The sequence below is a fragment of the Klebsiella terrigena genome, assembly GCF_006539725.1.
GTDB classification, from domain to species: domain Bacteria; phylum Pseudomonadota; class Gammaproteobacteria; order Enterobacterales; family Enterobacteriaceae; genus Klebsiella; species Klebsiella terrigena.
Genome location: NZ_BJNO01000026.1, coordinates 33,207 through 48,959, shown reverse-complemented (window position 1 = coordinate 48,959; position 15,753 = coordinate 33,207). Strand labels below are relative to the sequence as shown.

Sequence of the window (15,753 nt, the reverse complement as noted above, 5' to 3'; positions counted from 1 at the left end):
ACGGCGGCGTCGCTGACCGCTATACTTGCGCTATTCGCTATGACAGGAGGCGCAGAGTGGAAAAAAATCATCCGCAATCGGAACTCACCGAACGGCTCGACGATCGCCACGATCGCCAGGTATTCCGCATTCTGCGTAATATTGACCTCAATTTACTGACGATTTTCGAAGCCGTGTACGTCCACAAGGGTATCGTGAATGCGGCTAAGGTGCTGAATATCACCCCCTCGGCCATTAGCCAGTCGATTAACAAGCTCCGCGCGCTTTTTCCCGACCCGCTGTTTATTCGCAAGGGCCAGGGCGTGACGCCGACCGCCTACGCGACGCACCTCCATCAGTACATCAGTCAGGGAATGGAAGCCTTCCTCAGCGCGCTGGATTTAACCGGCAGCCCGCATCAGCAGCGGGTCATCACCATTGCCACCTCGCCCACCGTCGGCGCGCTGGTCATGCCGACGATTGCGCAGGCGCTGAAGCCTCGCTTCCCGCAGGTGCTGCTGCACAATATCGCCATTACCGATGCCCCCAGCCAGCTTAACCAGCGCCAGGTGGATCTGCTGATCGACAGCTACGCGCACAGCGGCCAGTCGATCGTGCACCACGTTCTGTTCCAGGATCGGGTGATGATGTACTGCCGCGAGGCGCATCCGGCGCTGGCTATGCCGCACAGCGAAGAGCATCTTCGTCAGTACGAGTTTGCCCTGCTGCTGCCCGAGGGCCAGCGCTATCCGGCGCTGCACCGTCGGCTGCAGGAGCAGCTAGGAGAGCGGCGCTGCGGCTTTAGCAGCTACAACCTGTTAACTCAGGCCGCGCTGGTGAGCGCCAGCGATATGCTTGGGCTGATGCCGAACCGGATGTTTTCGCTGTTGGCCAAAACCTGGCCGCTGGCGGCGCTGGACTACCCGCCTCTCGCCGATGAAACCATCGACATTTCGCTGCATTACAACAAGCTCAGCGCCCAGGAACCGCTGCTCAATGAGGTGATTGAGGCGGTTCGTCAGGCTTTTTAAGCCATACCGCACGTGAGGGAAAGCATAAAACAACAACTATTTTACAATTTGCCGAACAGGCAGGCTGCTTTCTGTCCCGTATCAATGGTATACTGCCTATCCTTGATTCAAAAATAGTTGATAAATACAACATTTACTTGAATTAATTCGTTTTCCTTCGTACTCGCAACTGGAACACGCACGCTATGAGTAAACCCATTGTGATGGAACGCGGTGTTAAATACCGCGACGCCGATAAAATGGCCCTTATCCCGGTGAAAAACGTGGCAACTGAGCGTGAAGCTCTGCTCAGAAAACCGGAATGGATGAAAATCAAACTTCCGGCTGACTCGTCCCGTATCCAGGGTATCAAAGCAGCGATGCGTAAGAACGGTTTGCACTCCGTGTGCGAAGAAGCTTCTTGCCCGAATCTTGCGGAATGCTTCAACCACGGAACGGCAACCTTTATGATCCTCGGTGCTATCTGCACCCGCCGCTGCCCGTTCTGCGATGTCGCCCACGGTCGTCCGGTGACGCCGGATGCTAATGAACCGCAGAAGCTCGCGCAAACCATCGCCGACATGGGCCTGAAGTACGTCGTTGTCACCTCCGTCGACCGCGATGACCTTCGCGACGGCGGTGCTCAGCATTTCGCCGACTGCATCAGCGCCATCCGTGAGAAAAGCCCGTCGATTAAGATTGAAACCCTGGTTCCGGACTTCCGCGGCCGTATGGATCGCGCGCTGGATATCCTCAAGGTTACGCCGCCGGACGTCTTTAACCACAACCTGGAAAACGTGCCGCGTCTCTATCGCCAGGTACGCCCGGGCGCCGATTACAACTGGTCGTTAAAGCTGCTGGAAAGCTTCAAAGAAGCGCATCCGGAGATCCCAACCAAATCGGGTCTGATGGTCGGCCTCGGTGAAACCAACGCTGAAATCGTCGAAGTTATGCGCGATCTGCGTCGCCACGGCGTGACGATGCTGACCCTCGGTCAGTACCTGCAGCCGAGCCGTCACCACCTGCCGGTACAGCGCTACGTTAGCCCGGATGAGTTCGAAGAGATGAAAGCCGAAGCGATGGCTATGGGCTTCACCCATGCCGCCTGTGGCCCGTTCGTCCGCTCGTCCTATCATGCCGACCTGCAGGCCAAAGGGATGGAAGTGAAGTAGTTCACGCCGTCCTCGACCGCTGCGCGTTTCCCGCGTGCGGCGGTCAGCTCTCCTTGCACTACCTCATCTTTTGCCCCCAATAAATCCGCCGGCGCGGTTACAGTCGGTTGCATTTTTTTTGCCAATGACCTTGCAGGATACAAAAAGAGGCCGCAACGATAATCGCTGCGGCCTCTTATCCGTGCAGGCTGATAGCCTGCCGGCAGCCTGCTCCCGCTGTCGGGGAGCAGGCGTTTAATTACTCTTTATGAGAGAGCTTCTGTGCCGGAGTTTCTTCTTCCGCACTGGTTTTCTTCGCGCTATCGTCGTCGTCGTTCATGGCCTTCTTAAAGCCTTTGATAGCCGAACCCAGGTCTCCACCCAGCGTACGTAGTTTTTTGGTACCAAACACTAAAATAATCAGTGCTGCGACAACCAGCAGTTTGGTAATACTAATCTCACCCATAGCTAACCTTCTTCTCTAAAACAATCTGCGAATACGCCATCATACACGCGAACAATTAACGGCTATTTGACGCGCGGACACAATAGCAATCTGTAACAAGGTGAATCAAGCTCTGTTTAAAAAAACGTCACAATAATTGCGGTGGCGCAAAGCGGCGGTTCTGCAGCACCGGTAAGCGCTCGCGCACCTGGCGTAGATAATCCACGGAAACGTCGGCAAAAATCATCTGCGGCCGATCCGCCGCGCCGGCCAGCGTCGTGCCGAGGGGATCGATAATGCGGCTCTGACCGATATTACGATTGCCGCACTCTCCTGCCGCCACGATATAGCAGGTCGTGTCCAGCGCGCGGGCGGCCAGCAGCGTCGCCCAGTGATGCTCCTTCATCGGCCCTCTCACCCACGCGGTGGGGAGAACGAGGATCTCGGCGCCGCTCAGCGCAAGGCTTAACGCCAGCTCCGGGAAGCGCAAATCATAGCAGGTCATCAGGCCAACCCGAACCCCGTCGACGTCAATCAGCGCCGGGATCTGCAGGCCGGCATCAACGCGCCGTGACTCCTGTATATTAAACGCATCGTATAAGTGTAGCTTCTGGTATTGTGCGATAACCTCGCCGCGGCGTATCGCCACCAGCGTATTAGCCGCGCGTCCCTCGCCGGAAGGCACGTGAATCGTCAGCACGGTGGTTAAGCCGTTATTACGGCTCTCCTCGCGCAGTCGCCCCAGGAAGCCGCCATCTATCTCCTGCGCCGATTTAACCGAGAGATCCGGGTCGCTATCGTCGCGCGCCAGCAGCGCCTCGGGCAGCACCAGCAGCGACGCGCCCTGCTCAGCGGCCTGGGCCATCAGCGCTACGCAGGTCTGCGCATTCGCCCGCCAGTCAGGGGTGACGGCAAATTGTCCAGCAGCAACCAGCATCTTAATCTCCCGTTCGCGAATTCATAGCCAGCGACGCATTTTGCGCGCTACACTCATTCCCCAGTATTAACCAAATAGCAGGGAATGAGAGTGTCACAACTACTTTTAGCCGTTTTTGTTGGCGGCGGTACCGGCAGCGTATTGCGCTGGTGGCTGGGAATGAAGTTTAACCCCCTGCACCATGCCATTCCGATTGGCACGCTAACGGCCAACCTGCTGGGCGCATTTATCATTGGCGCCGGTCTGGCCTGGTTTAACCGGCTGAGCGATATCGACCCGATGTGGAAGCTGCTCATCACCACCGGCTTTTGCGGCGGACTGACGACCTTCTCCACCTTCTCAGCGGAAGTGGTGTTTCTGCTGCAGCAGGGGCGCTTCAGCTGGGCCCTGCTCAATATTCTGGTCAACCTGCTGGGCTCATTCGCCATGACGGCGGCGGCGTTCTGGCTCTTTTCGCATACCGCCAGCCGTTAAAAACAGGCAAAAAAAAACCCGCTAAGCGCGGGTTTTTATATTCTACTGACGCGTTGCTTAGATAGCGTTTACGTTTGCAGCAGAAGGGCCTTTGGCACCGTTAGTGATTTCGAACTCTACACGCTGACCTTCAGCCAGAGTTTTGAAACCGTTGGACTGGATTGCAGAGAAATGTACGAATACATCTTTGCTGCCATCTTCCGGAGTAATGAAACCGAATCCTTTGGACTCATTAAACCACTTAACGTTACCTTTAATCTTAGACATCAAAATTACCTTTATATGAAAAAAAGACACTGATACTGTGTCGCGATCCAGTACATCAATTGTGGTGCCTTTTGTCCAGTCGAACTTTGCTAAAAAGTGACAAAAGTCGCTATCTTTTTTAGTGGTTGCGCTTTAGTTATTGTTTTTCCACATAACATACTGCTCAGCACTTTTATCACTAAGCTATTGCGGATTAAAACTGAAAGCGGGCCCAGGCAAAGTAAACGTTACCGTTGTTATAGGTACCGGGGATGTAGGTCATCTGGAACGTCGCCGGGCCGTAGCCGATAGACGCCATCGGCAGTACCACCGGCAGCGGAATATAGTTCCAGTTATCGCGCGCGGTTACCCCGAGCGTATAGCCGAGCCCAAGATGAAAGTTATCGTCGGCCAGCGGACGCCAGGTTTTCTCCCAGCCGTAGCCCGCGATAGGTTCCCACTTGTTAAATGAGTCCTTAAACGCCATCAGGTAGAGGCCGTGCCAGTTACCTTTATCATCCCAGCGCGACACGCCGAAACCGGCCCCCCAGGGACGCTCGTTATACTCATCGGTCTTTTCTTTGTCATAGGCAAAACGGGCGTGCCAGGTGATCGCGGGAACATACAGGTCGTAGTGTTCTGGCTCCTGCCAGGTCTCAGCAACGTTATCGCTTAAGGTGTTATAGCCATCGCGAATCGTCGAGCTGAATGACGCATTTGCTATCCCGCTGGAGAGCAGCAGCCCGGAAAAACTGAGCAAAAACAGTACAACATAACGTAGTCTAAACACTTCTCAATTACCAATATCGATTTTAAAGCGGAATAAAGTAGCAAATATAATCTTAATATAACCTTAACGAAATAAGGCAAAGTCTTGATTTACCGCCCACGAAATCGCAACAACCCTGCCTGTCGACTTTGTGATAGCGCCCGCGCGCCGGCCGCTGATTAGGTAATTCTCATCGGTTTATTGATTTGCATCAGCATGTTTCGTCGATTTATTCGGCACATTCCCTCCCTTAATTTTTGTACAATCATATTTATCAGCAGATTCTTTGGGTTAATGGTTCAGGGGTAAAATAATGCTTACGCTAGTTGAGATCCTTATTGGGGTCGTGGTCATTGTGGGCGTCGCCCGCTATATCATCAAAGGGTATTCCGCCACCGGCGTGCTCTTTGTTGGCGGTCTGACGCTGCTTATCGTCAGCGCGCTGATGGGACATAAAATTTTACCCGGCGAGGCGAAAAGCACCGGCTATTCCGCGACCGACATCATCGAATACATCAAAATTCTGCTGATGAGCCGCGGCGGCGACCTTGGCATGATGATCATGATGCTCTGCGGATTTGCCACCTACATGACGCATATCGGCGCCAACGATATGGTGGTCAAACTGGCCTCAAAGCCCCTGCGCTACATTAACTCTCCCTACCTGCTGATGATCGCCGCCTATTTTGTCGCCTGCCTGATGTCGCTGGCCGTCTCTTCGGCGACCGGACTCGGCGTCCTGCTGATGGCAACGCTGTTCCCGGTGATGGTCAACGTTGGGATCAGCCGCGGCGCGGCGGCGGCCATTTTCGCCTCCCCGGCGGCCATTATCCTCTCCCCGACTTCCGGCGATGTCGTTCTCGCGGCGAAGGCCGCCGAAATGCCGCTCATCGATTTTGCCTTTAAGACCACGCTGCCGATCTCCATCGCGGCGATTGTCGCCATGGCGATTGCCCACTTTTTCTGGCAGCGCTATCTGGATAAGAAAGAGAACGTCTCCCACGAAATGCTCGACGTGAACGAGATAACCACCACCGCCCCCTCCTTCTATGCCATTCTGCCCTTCACGCCCATTATCGGCGTGCTGATCTTCGACGGAAAATGGGGCCCGGAGCTGCATATTATTGCCATCCTGGTGATGTGCATGCTGCTGGCGGCGGTGCTGGAATTCTGCCGCGGCTTTAACACCAAAAACGTCTTCAGCGGACTGGAAGCCGCCTATCGCGGGATGGCCGACGCCTTTGCCGGCGTGGTCATGCTGCTGGTCGCCGCCGGCGTGTTTGCCCAGGGCCTGAGCACCATCGGCTTTATCAATAGCCTGATTTCGATTGCGACCTCGTTTGGCTCCGCCAGCATCATTCTGATGCTGGTGCTGGTGGTGCTGACGATGCTGGCTGCCATGACGACCGGTTCGGGCAACGCCCCGTTTTACGCCTTCGTTGAGATGATCCCCAAACTGGCGCACTCGTCGGGTATTAACCCGGCCTATCTGTCGATCCCGATGCTGCAGGCATCCAACCTCGGCCGGACCATTTCCCCGGTATCGGGCGTGGTCGTTGCCGTGGCCGGGATGGCAAAAATCTCGCCGTTTGAGGTGGTGAAGCGGACCTCGGTACCGGTTCTTGTCGGCCTGCTGGTGGTGATTATCGCCACCGAAATTCTGGTGCCCGGAACCACCGTTCAATAAACGTGAAAAGGCGCCAGCAGGCGCCTTTTTTATGCTTTAATAATTCGAGGAACTCATTACCATCCACTATCAGGAATAAAAATGTTCAGGAAGGATTTCGTCGCCATTGCCCTCTTGCTAACGGCAACTCAGGTCGGCGCTGAACCGCTCACCGCAACGCAATACGGCGATTTCGACCGCTACGTACTGGCCTTATCCTGGCAAACCGGTTTCTGCCAGAGCATGCATGACCGCAACCGCGGCGAACCGGAAGAGTGCCGCCTGCAGCAGGAAATGGCCAACAAAACCGATTATCTCACCGTACACGGCCTGTGGCCGGGTCTGCCGAAATCCATCGCCGCTCGCGGCGTGGACGATCGCCGCTGGATGCGTTATGGCTGCGCCACGCGCCCGATCCCCAATATGCCGGAGGTCAAAGCCGGGCGGAAATGCCAGGCTGCGGAAACCGGCCTGTCGCTGGAGATGGCCAATAAGCTCAACGGCGTGATGCCCGGCTCCGGCGGCAACTCCTGCCTTGAGCGCTACGAGTACGCGAAACACGGCGTCTGTTTTGGCTTCGATCCTGACAGCTACTTCGGCACCATGGTCCGCCTCGGGGGTGAAGTGAAGCACAGCGCCATCGGGGCATTCCTCGCGAAGCACTACGGACAGAGCGTCAGCCGCGACGACTTCGATGCGGCCATCGCCGAGGCCTGGGGGAAACAGAGCGTTAAGGCCTTCAAGCTGACCTGCAGCGGCAATCCGGCCTATTTAACCGAAATACAAATAGCCATCAAGGCCGCGGCCATCAATACGCCGCTCTCCGCCGATGCCTTCCTGCCCCAGCCCCATCCGGGCAACTGCGGCAAGCAGTTTGTGGTGGATAAGGTCGGCAGCTAATCATGCGGCGGCGTCAGCCGCCGCAGGGACTTCATTCGCGAATAAACGCCAGTAAATCCTGATTAATCTGATGCTTGTGGGTCGTACAAATCCCGTGCGACCCGCCTTTGTAGACGGTTAATCTGGCGTCAGGCAATATTTGCGCCGCCGCTTTACCGCAGGTTTCGAAAGGCACGATCTGGTCGTCATCGCCGTGGATAACCAGGGTTGGAATGGTCATCTTGCGCAGGTCCTCGCGCAGATCGGTTTCCGAGAAGGCTTTGATACAGTCATAAAGCGCTTTAATCGACCCCTGCAGCCCCTGTTCGACGAACCCTTCGCGTACCGCTTTTGACTCTTTGGCCCCGTCGCGGTTGTAGCCGTAGAACGCGGCGGTCAGCTCATAGAAGAACGCGCCGCGGTCCTCGATAACCCCCTCCCTGATGCTGTCAAATACCGCCTTCGGCACGCCGTCCGGGTTGAAATCCGTGCGGATCATTATCGGCGTCACGGCGCTGATAAGCACCGCTTTGGCCACCCTTTCAGTCCCGTGGCGCCCGATATAGCGCGCCACCTCGCCACCGCCGGTGGAGTGGCCCACGTGCACCGCATCGCGCAGGTTGAGATGCGCCGTCAGCTGAGCCAGATCGTCAGCATAGGTATCCATGTTGTGGCCGTCCCAGGGCTGGGCCGATCGACCATGGCCGCGGCGATCGTGGGCGATCGCCCGAAACCCGTTATCAGCCAGAAACAGCATCTGGTCTTCAAAAGCGTCAGCCGTTAGCGGCCAGCCGTGGCTAAAAACAACCGGCTGCCCGCTCCCCCAGTCTTTGAAATACAGATAGCTGCCGTCATTAAGAGTAAGTTTGTCAAAACCGCTCATAGAGTCTCCTGCATGTAGTGGAAGGGACGTGCCTGATACCGCCTAAAAAGGATAAGACAATTTTTCCTGCTGTGACGGCAGTAGCATAAATTTCATATGGCTCCTTTCGCGATCGTTGCTGAATGTGCGTTTAATCACTTCAAACCGCCGACAAGTCTCAGTATGATGGGAAGACATTAACCCTTGCCATTTTCGGCGAGGGTTTTCTTTTACGGACAGGTTCCTGGATAACATGGAGTATGCAATGACCAGACCCACAATCATCATTAATGAGCTCGATGCCGAACGCATCGACAGGCTGCTCGAGCAGCCGGCGTTCGCCAGTTCTCCGGTTGCCGATGCGCTGAACGACGAGCTGGATCGCGCGCAAATGCTGGCACCAGAAGCGATGCCGCATGATGTTGTCAGCATGAACAGCACCGTCAGATTCCGTGATTTGTCCAACGGCGAAGAGCGCGTGCGCACCCTGGTTTTCCCCTCCCAGGTCACCGATAGCGCCACCCAGCTTTCGGTACTCGCCCCCGTCGGTGCCGCACTGCTCGGCCTGAAGGTCGGCAGCGCCATTCACTGGGAGTTACCGGGCGGCTCCTCTGCGCACCTCGAAGTCCTCGAGCTGCTGTACCAGCCGGAAGCCGCGGGTGAATTTCACCGCTAACTCTCCCGTCGCCTGAGGCGTTCTGCGCTTTATCCAGAGGGTGTCTTCGCATCCTCTTTCTGCCCTCCCCGCCCTGACAAACTTTTACGCCTCCCTGAACCCGATCTGACAGTTTTGCGACCTGAATGGCACAATATCTTTGTATAATATGTTGATATAGAAACAGTCGAACAAGGAGGAATGCATATGTATAAAACAATCATTATGCCGGTTGACGTTTTTGAGATGGAGTTAAGCGACAAAGCCGTCCGCCATGCGGAGTTTTTGGCCCAGCAGGACGGAATTATTCACCTGCTCCACGTATTGCCAGGCTCATCCAGCTTCACCATGAGCCGATTCACCGCCGACCTGCGCCGCTTTGAAGAGCATCTGCAGCATGAAGCGGAAACGCGGCTAACCACCATGGCCGGGCACTTCAGCATCGATCCCTCACGCATTAAAAAGCACGTACGCTTCGGCAACGTGCGGGACATGGTTAACGAGCTGGCCAACGAAATTAAAGCCGACGTGGTGGTCATTGGCTCACGCAATCCGTCTATCAGCACCCATCTGCTCGGTTCTAACGCCTCGAGCGTTATTCGCCACGCGCATATTCCGGTAATGGTTGTCCGATAAGCGAGATACGCCGCTTCGCCTGCGACAAGGTGTAGAAAGGCGATAAAAAAAGAGGCTACCCAAGGGTAGCCTCTTTGCTGTGCAGGTCGGTCTTACTTTCTTTTATTATGCGGTTTTGGTACGAATCAGATAATCGAACGAGCTCAGAGACGCTTTTGCCCCTTCGCCGGCGGCGATAATAATCTGCTTGTACGGTACGGTGGTGCAGTCGCCCGCGGCAAACACGCCCTTGACGTTAGTTTCGCACTTCGCATCGATGATAATTTCACCCATCCGGTTACGCTCAATCGCGCCTTCCAGCCAGGTGGTATTAGGCAGCAGGCCAATCTGTACGAAGATCCCCGCCAGCTCGACGTGATGCTCATCACCGCTCAGCCGATCGCGATACTGCAGTCCGGTCACCTTACTGCCATCACCGACCACTTCCGTAGTCTGTGCGTTAAGAATAATGTCGACGTTTTTCAGGCTGCGTACTTTGTCCTGCAGCACCTGGTCCGCCTTCATTTCAGGGGCGAATTCCAGCAGCGTCACGTGTTCAACCACGCCCGCCAGATCGATTGCCGCCTCGACGCCGGAGTTGCCGCCGCCGATCACCGCCACGCGCTTGCCTTTAAACAGCGGGCCGTCGCAGTGAGGGCAATAGGTCACCCCTTTCGTCCGGTACTGATCTTCACCCGGCACGTTCATGTTACGCCATTTGGCGCCGGTGGCGATGATGATACTGCGCGCCTTCAGCACCGCGCCGGAGGCGGTTTCAATCTGATGCAGGCCGCCTTCTACCGCCGCCGGAACCAGTTTCGACGCGCTCTGGGAGTCAATGACGTCCACATCATATTCATTGACATGAGCCTTCAGCGCCCCGGCCAGCTTCTGACCTTCGGTTTTCGGTACCGAAATGTAGTTTTCGATATCCACGGTATCCAGCACCTGGCCGCCGAAGCGTTCGCCCATCAGGCCGGTACGAATTCCTTTACGCGCCGAGTAAACCGCCGCCGCCGCGCCGGACGGGCCGGAGCCGACGATCAGCACGTCGTAAGCGTCGCGCTTGTTCAGCTCTTCCGCGGCACGTTTCTCCGCGCCGGTGTCAACTTTCGCGACGATCTCCGCCAGCGTCATGCGCCCCTGGCCAAACTCCTTGCCGTTGACAAAGACCGCCGGAACGCCCATCACGTTACGATCGGTAATCTCATTCTGGAACGTCCCGCCGTCAATCGCCGTATGCTTAATACGCGGGTTCAGCACCGCCATCAGGTTCAGCGCCTGCACCACGTCCGGGCAGTTATGGCAGGTGAGCGAGTAGTAGGTTTCAAACTCAAAATCACCGTCGAGGTCGCGGATCTGTTCCAGCAGGGCCTGGGCCTCTTTCGACGGATGGCCGCCGGTCCACAGCAGCGCCAGAACCAGAGAGGTAAACTCGTGCCCCAGCGGAGAGCCGGCAAAGCGCGGCCCCTGGGTAGAACCTGGATTCGTAATCAGGAAAGACGGTTTGCGCACGGCGAGCGTGTTGTCTTCTTTAAACGTCACTTTCTCAGACAGCTCAGCGATTTCTGCCAGCAGTTCTTTGATTTCTGCAGATTTAGCGCTGTCGTCCAGCGTCGCAATCAGCTCAACAGGTTTGGTCAGTTTCTCAAGATAGGCCTTGAGCTGGGTTTTCATGTTTGCTTCGAGCATCTCGTTATCCCTCTCTTAAAACGTCATCATGCAAGCGGCCTCGCGGCTGCCTGAATGCGGCTTGCATCATGGGGTTTGGAAGAAAAACGGGCGTAATAAAACACCCGTTGTTCGATATCAATTTCCCCTGGATTTCGCGTCAGGGCAAGGCGGCTAGCCTGGGAACCCCCGGGAGCTTACAGAAGTAAGTGACCGGGGTGAGCAGGTGACGCCAACGCCGCCATGGCGTGAAAGACATGGAAATTTTAGATTTTGCCGACCAGGTCCAGGGACGGAGCCAGAGTCGCATCGCCTTCTTTCCATTTCGCCGGGCAAACTTCGCCTGGGTGGGAAGCAACGTACTGAGCTGCTTTCACTTTACGCAGCAGGTCAGACGCATCGCGGCCGATACCTTCAGCGGTAACTTCGATAGCCTGAATGATGCCCTGCGGGTCAACGATAAAGGTGCCGCGGTCGGCCAGGCCTTCGTCTTCACGCATGTTTTCGAAGTTACGGGTCAGGGCGCCAGTCGGGTCACCAATCATCGCATACTTGATTTTAGCGATGGTGTCAGAGCTGCTGTGCCATGCTTTGTGAGTAAAGTGGGTGTCGGTGGAGACAGAGTAGACGTCTACGCCCAGCTTCTGCAGCTCTTCGTAGTGGTCAGCAACGTCACCCAGTTCAGTCGGGCATACGAAAGTAAAGTCAGCCGGATAGAAGAAGAAAACGCTCCAGCGGCCTTCGGTGTCTTTCTCGGTTACTTCGATGAATTCACCGTTTTTGAACGCCTGGTTTTTGAAAGGTTTGATTTTAGTGTTAATTAAGGACATCTATACTTCCTCCGTGTTTTCGTTGAGGTCTAAGGTAACGAATTTTTCCTGACCCGACCAATGCGTTTGCATTATCAAATCAATAAGCAATATCTAACAACCGCAACAAGACAACTTTGTGAACCCGTCGGGACAAGTCGCGCAATCGGCGGTACTCGCCAGGCCGATAAAGTAAAAAGGCCGCCCTTTCAGGCGGCCCTATTACCTGAAATACCCGAGGGTAGATTCAGGGCCAGGCAGGCTGGCTATGCGTTGCGCTCTACATTACCTTAATGTAACAGCATGGGCGATTACACCATCCGCCTCAGCAAAGGGCAATCTGTCCGGGCGCAGGTCTTGCCTATAGCTGTGATAGGTTCCATCATCTTCTGTACCTTCTACATTGATTTTACAAGGAATAATCATGTTAAAACGTCTGCTTTTCCTGAGTCTTTTACCCTTATGCAGCTATGCAGAAGATCTCCCTGCCCCCGTAAAAGCGATAGAAAAACAGGGTATTACCATCATTAAACCCTTCGAAGCGCCGGGCGGAGTGAAAGGCTGGCTGGGCAAATATCAGGATATGGGCGTCGCTATCTATCTCACCCCCGACGGCAAGCACGCCATCTCCGGCTACATGTATGACGAAAACGGCACCAACCTTAGCGAACAGCTGTTCCAGAAGGAGCTCTATACGCCGGCAGGCCAGAAGATGTGGAAGCAGATGGAGGCCGCCAGCTGGCTGCTTGACGGGAAAAAAGAGGCGCCGATTATTCTCTACGTCTTCGCCGACCCCTTCTGCCCGTACTGCAAGCAGTTCTGGCAGCAGGCCCGGCCCTGGGTAGAGTCGGGGAAAGTGCAGATTCGCACGCTGCTGGTCGGGGTTATCAAACCGGAGAGTACGCCGGTGGCCGCCGCCATTCTCGCCAGCCGCGATCCGGCACAAACCTGGCACGATTACGAAAAATCGGCCGGGAAAATGAAAATTGCGATCCCGGCGAACCTCCCCGAGGAGAAACTACGCACCCTCAACCAGAACCAGCAGCTGATGGACCAGCTGGGGGCGAACGCCACTCCGGCTATTTACTATATGAATAAAGAAAATATGCTGCAGCAGGTTGTCGGCCTGCCGGAAGCGGATAAGCTGCAGGTCATGATGGGCGAAAAATAAAGCGTCCCGTCATATTTCGCATAGCCAGACTATTCGTCAAAAAAGGGTCTGGCTAAATCACTTTTGGTCATATACATTCAGAGTCACCCATAAACCCGGCCTTAAACAATTCAGCCCATCAATTACCGCGCAAATTAAATATAATAAACAAATGAAATAAAAATAATAATTCGCACCGGACACAGCAACGGACAGGATGCTAGCCATGGCTAAACTTTACGAACTTAAAAAGTTCGATCTTAACCTACTGGTTATTTTTGAATGTATCTATCAGCATTTAAGTATCAGCCAGGCCGCGGGAACCTTATTTATTACCCCTTCAGCCGTCAGCCAGTCGCTGCAGCGCCTGCGCAATCAGCTCAACGATCCGCTGTTTATCCGCTCCGGTAAAGGGATGAGCCCCACCACCCTGGCGGTGAATCTTCATCGCCATCTCGAGCAAAACCTCAACCAGCTGGAGCAGACGATTAATATCGTCCACGGCGCCGAGCTGAGTAAACGCTTTGTTATTTACAGCCCGCAGTTTTTCCTCTCGCCCTGCTCGGCAACGCTTATCAGCGCGCTCTACGGCGATCCCAACCTGCAGGTGGAGCACCACGACCTTCAGCTCGCCTCGGAGTCGGCGGAGAGCCTGCTCGCCTACCGCAAAGCCGACCTGATTTTTAGCCTCTCGCCGCTTGCCACTCCCACTACCCTGTGCCTGCCGTTTGCGGAAATAGAGATGGTGCTGGTCTGCCGGCAGAATCATCCGCGCATAGCCGACCTCACCTCTGCGAAAGCCATTGCCCGCGAGCGCTTTACCGACTATCTGACCAAAGAAGCCGGAATGCAGGCGGTTGACTACCGGCTTGAAAAACTGTTCCCCGAGCGGAATATCGCCTTCAGCAGCGACTCACACATTGCCATCCTCAATATTATTAGTCAGACAGATTTCATCGGTTTTATTCCCAAAGTCGCGTCAGGCCCACCGCTATTTGACCACCGGCTGAAAGTGCTCCCTGCCCCGGCGGATATTCCCCGTGCGATGATTCATATGATTTATAATCGGGTGCAGATGGCCCACCCGGTTTTAGCTTCGTTGATTGAAAAGGCGGCGTTGACATAATAGCGGCCGCCGTTAATTATCGGCCACATGAATATCTGCCAACCACTCACCAGAAATTAAAATAGCGAAAGCGGTAATAGGCGAGAATTAACGATCGGCCTATCACGCCCGGCGATCGTTAATTCTCTCAGCGACATGACTTCCGCGCGCTACAGCTGGCGCAGACGCTCTGCGGCGGCCAGCAGCGTTGCCGGCTGCTTGGCAAAGCACAGCCGAATCAGGCGGTGCGGGAACGGATCGGCGCAGAATACCGACAGCGGGATCGCCGCCACGCCGATTTCCGTCGTCAGCCAGCGGCAAAAGCTGACGTCGTCGAGATCGGAAACCGCGCTGTAGTCTGCCAGCAGGAAGTAGGTGCCCTCGCAGGGTAATATCTCGAGGCGACTGGCGCGCAGGGCCTCGATAAACAGGTCTCGGCGCTGCTGGTAAAACTCGGGCAGCTGGCGATAGTGCTCCGGCTCGTGGCGCAGCATATCGGCGATAGCCAGCTGCGCCGGCGTATTCACCGAGAACGTCAGATACTGATGCACTTTGCGCAGCTCGGCGCTGATCGCCGCCGGGGCGACGCAGTAGCCGACCTTCCAGCCGGTCATATGGAAGGTTTTCCCAAACGAAGAGACCGCCACCGCCCGCTCGCGCAGCTGCGGATGGGCCAGCACGCTGGCGTGTCCCTGCGCCGCAAAGCAGATATGCTCGTAAACCTCATCGCTGACCACGTAAATCTCACGCTCGGCAATCGCCTGCCACAGCGCGGCGAAGTCCTCGCGCTGCCAGACCGTCGCCGACGGGTTATGCGGGGTATTGAGGATCACCAGCCGGGTACGCTCGCTCAGCGCAGCGGCAAACTGCTGCCAGTCAACGCGAAAATGCGGCGGCTGCAGGGCAATGCGCTTCAGCACGCCGCCGGAAAGCTCAACCGCCGGGGCATAGCTGTCGTAGCTCGGGTCAAAGCAGATAACCTCATCCCCGGCGCGCACCAGGGCGGTAATGGCCGCATACAGGGCCTCGGTGGCGCCCGCCGTCACGGTCACATCGCTGTCGGCATCCGGTCGGTAGCCGTAAAGCTCGGCGGTTTTATCGGCGATAGCTTCACGCAGCGCCGGCACGCCGGTCATCGGGGCGTACTGGTTGGCACCCTGGGCGACATGAAAAGCCAGCCGCTCCTGCAGGTAGCGCGGCCCGTCAAAATCCGGGAAGCCCTGTGAAAGATTTATCGCCTGATGCTGCTGCGCCAGCGCGCTCATCTGGCTAAAAATAGTGGTGCCCAGTGAAGGGAGTTTACTCTCAGGAATCAGTGGCTTATTGCTCA

General features: G+C 55.8%; 17 protein-coding genes. 9 read left to right on the top strand and 8 right to left on the bottom strand.

Annotated features, from left to right (window positions below):
- The first annotated feature begins 56 nt into the window (after positions 1-56).
- Both RTE01_RS22545 and lipA read left to right on the top strand, forming a co-directional pair.
- Positions 57-1,010 (top strand): YbeF family transcriptional regulator, encoded by a 954-nt coding sequence (locus tag RTE01_RS22545; protein ID WP_134525411.1) that lies wholly within the window; start codon positions 57-59, stop codon positions 1,008-1,010.
- A 185-nt stretch (positions 1,011-1,195) separates the two neighbouring features.
- Positions 1,196-2,161, top strand: coding sequence for a lipoyl synthase (gene lipA / locus RTE01_RS22540; protein ID WP_041144573.1), 966 nt, complete (start codon positions 1,196-1,198; stop codon positions 2,159-2,161).
- A gap of 238 nt (positions 2,162-2,399) precedes the next feature.
- Here lipA and tatE read toward each other — a convergent pair whose 3' ends face one another.
- A complete protein-coding gene (tatE, locus tag RTE01_RS22535; protein ID WP_041144572.1) occupies positions 2,400-2,606 on the bottom strand; it encodes a twin-arginine translocase subunit TatE in 207 nt (68 codons plus the stop codon).
- 127 nt (positions 2,607-2,733) lie between these two features.
- The gene (locus tag RTE01_RS22530; protein ID WP_115193326.1) at positions 2,734-3,522 is read right to left on the bottom strand and encodes a deaminated glutathione amidase; all 789 of its coding nucleotides are present in this window, start codon (positions 3,520-3,522) and stop codon (positions 2,734-2,736) included.
- Between the two features lie 90 nt (positions 3,523-3,612).
- Here RTE01_RS22530 and crcB point away from each other — a divergent pair, with 90 nt between their 5' ends.
- Positions 3,613-3,996, top strand: coding sequence for a fluoride efflux transporter CrcB (gene crcB, locus RTE01_RS22525; RefSeq protein ID WP_041144570.1), 384 nt, complete (start codon positions 3,613-3,615; stop codon positions 3,994-3,996).
- Between the two features lie 57 nt (positions 3,997-4,053).
- Here the strand turns inward: crcB and cspE are convergent, their stop codons facing one another.
- Positions 4,054-4,263, bottom strand: a complete 210-nt coding sequence (gene cspE, locus RTE01_RS22520; RefSeq protein ID WP_004859511.1) for a transcription antiterminator/RNA stability regulator CspE — start codon at positions 4,261-4,263, stop codon at positions 4,054-4,056.
- 193 nt (positions 4,264-4,456) lie between these two features.
- The gene (pagP, locus tag RTE01_RS22515) at positions 4,457-5,032 is read right to left on the bottom strand and encodes a lipid IV(A) palmitoyltransferase PagP (protein WP_115193328.1); all 576 of its coding nucleotides are present in this window, start codon (positions 5,030-5,032) and stop codon (positions 4,457-4,459) included.
- Positions 5,033-5,324: 292 nt separating this feature from the next.
- Between pagP and dcuC the strand changes: the two genes are divergently transcribed.
- Complete coding sequence (gene dcuC, locus RTE01_RS22510) at positions 5,325-6,698, top strand: anaerobic C4-dicarboxylate transporter DcuC (RefSeq protein WP_134525410.1); 1,374 nt, start codon at positions 5,325-5,327, stop codon at positions 6,696-6,698.
- An 81-nt stretch (positions 6,699-6,779) separates the two neighbouring features.
- Positions 6,780-7,577 (top strand): ribonuclease I, encoded by a 798-nt coding sequence (rna, locus tag RTE01_RS22505; RefSeq protein WP_041144567.1) that lies wholly within the window; start codon positions 6,780-6,782, stop codon positions 7,575-7,577.
- Between the two features lie 31 nt (positions 7,578-7,608).
- Here rna and RTE01_RS22500 read toward each other — a convergent pair whose 3' ends face one another.
- Positions 7,609-8,439, bottom strand: a complete 831-nt coding sequence (locus RTE01_RS22500) for an alpha/beta fold hydrolase (RefSeq protein WP_115193330.1) — start codon at positions 8,437-8,439, stop codon at positions 7,609-7,611.
- A gap of 244 nt (positions 8,440-8,683) precedes the next feature.
- Between RTE01_RS22500 and rnk the strand changes: the two genes are divergently transcribed.
- Both rnk and uspG read left to right on the top strand, forming a co-directional pair.
- Positions 8,684-9,094 (top strand): nucleoside diphosphate kinase regulator, encoded by a 411-nt coding sequence (gene rnk, locus RTE01_RS22495; protein ID WP_134525409.1) that lies wholly within the window; start codon positions 8,684-8,686, stop codon positions 9,092-9,094.
- Between the two features lie 186 nt (positions 9,095-9,280).
- On the top strand, positions 9,281-9,709 hold the full coding sequence (gene uspG / locus RTE01_RS22490; protein ID WP_041144564.1) for a universal stress protein UspG: 429 nt from the start codon (positions 9,281-9,283) through the stop codon (positions 9,707-9,709).
- A gap of 105 nt (positions 9,710-9,814) precedes the next feature.
- On the opposite strand, the gene ahpF is transcribed toward uspG, so the two are convergent.
- Positions 9,815-11,380, bottom strand: a complete 1,566-nt coding sequence (ahpF, locus tag RTE01_RS22485; protein WP_041144563.1) for an alkyl hydroperoxide reductase subunit F — start codon at positions 11,378-11,380, stop codon at positions 9,815-9,817.
- 245 nt (positions 11,381-11,625) lie between these two features.
- Positions 11,626-12,189: an alkyl hydroperoxide reductase subunit C gene (ahpC, locus tag RTE01_RS22480; RefSeq protein WP_041144562.1), complete on the bottom strand. Its 564-nt coding sequence runs from the start codon at positions 12,187-12,189 to the stop codon at positions 11,626-11,628.
- Between the two features lie 403 nt (positions 12,190-12,592).
- On the opposite strand from ahpC, the gene dsbG reads away from it, so the two are divergent.
- Both dsbG and citR read left to right on the top strand, forming a co-directional pair.
- Complete coding sequence (gene dsbG, locus RTE01_RS22475) at positions 12,593-13,339, top strand: thiol:disulfide interchange protein DsbG (protein ID WP_041144561.1); 747 nt, start codon at positions 12,593-12,595, stop codon at positions 13,337-13,339.
- A 205-nt stretch (positions 13,340-13,544) separates the two neighbouring features.
- Entirely contained in the window at positions 13,545-14,444 is a 900-nt protein-coding gene (citR, locus tag RTE01_RS22470) for a DNA-binding transcriptional repressor CitR (RefSeq protein ID WP_041144560.1), read from the top strand.
- 149 nt (positions 14,445-14,593) lie between these two features.
- Here the strand turns inward: citR and RTE01_RS22465 are convergent, their stop codons facing one another.
- Positions 14,594-15,739, bottom strand: a complete 1,146-nt coding sequence (locus tag RTE01_RS22465; RefSeq protein WP_166793770.1) for a pyridoxal phosphate-dependent aminotransferase — start codon at positions 15,737-15,739, stop codon at positions 14,594-14,596.
- Between the last annotated feature and the right edge of the window lie 14 nt (positions 15,740-15,753).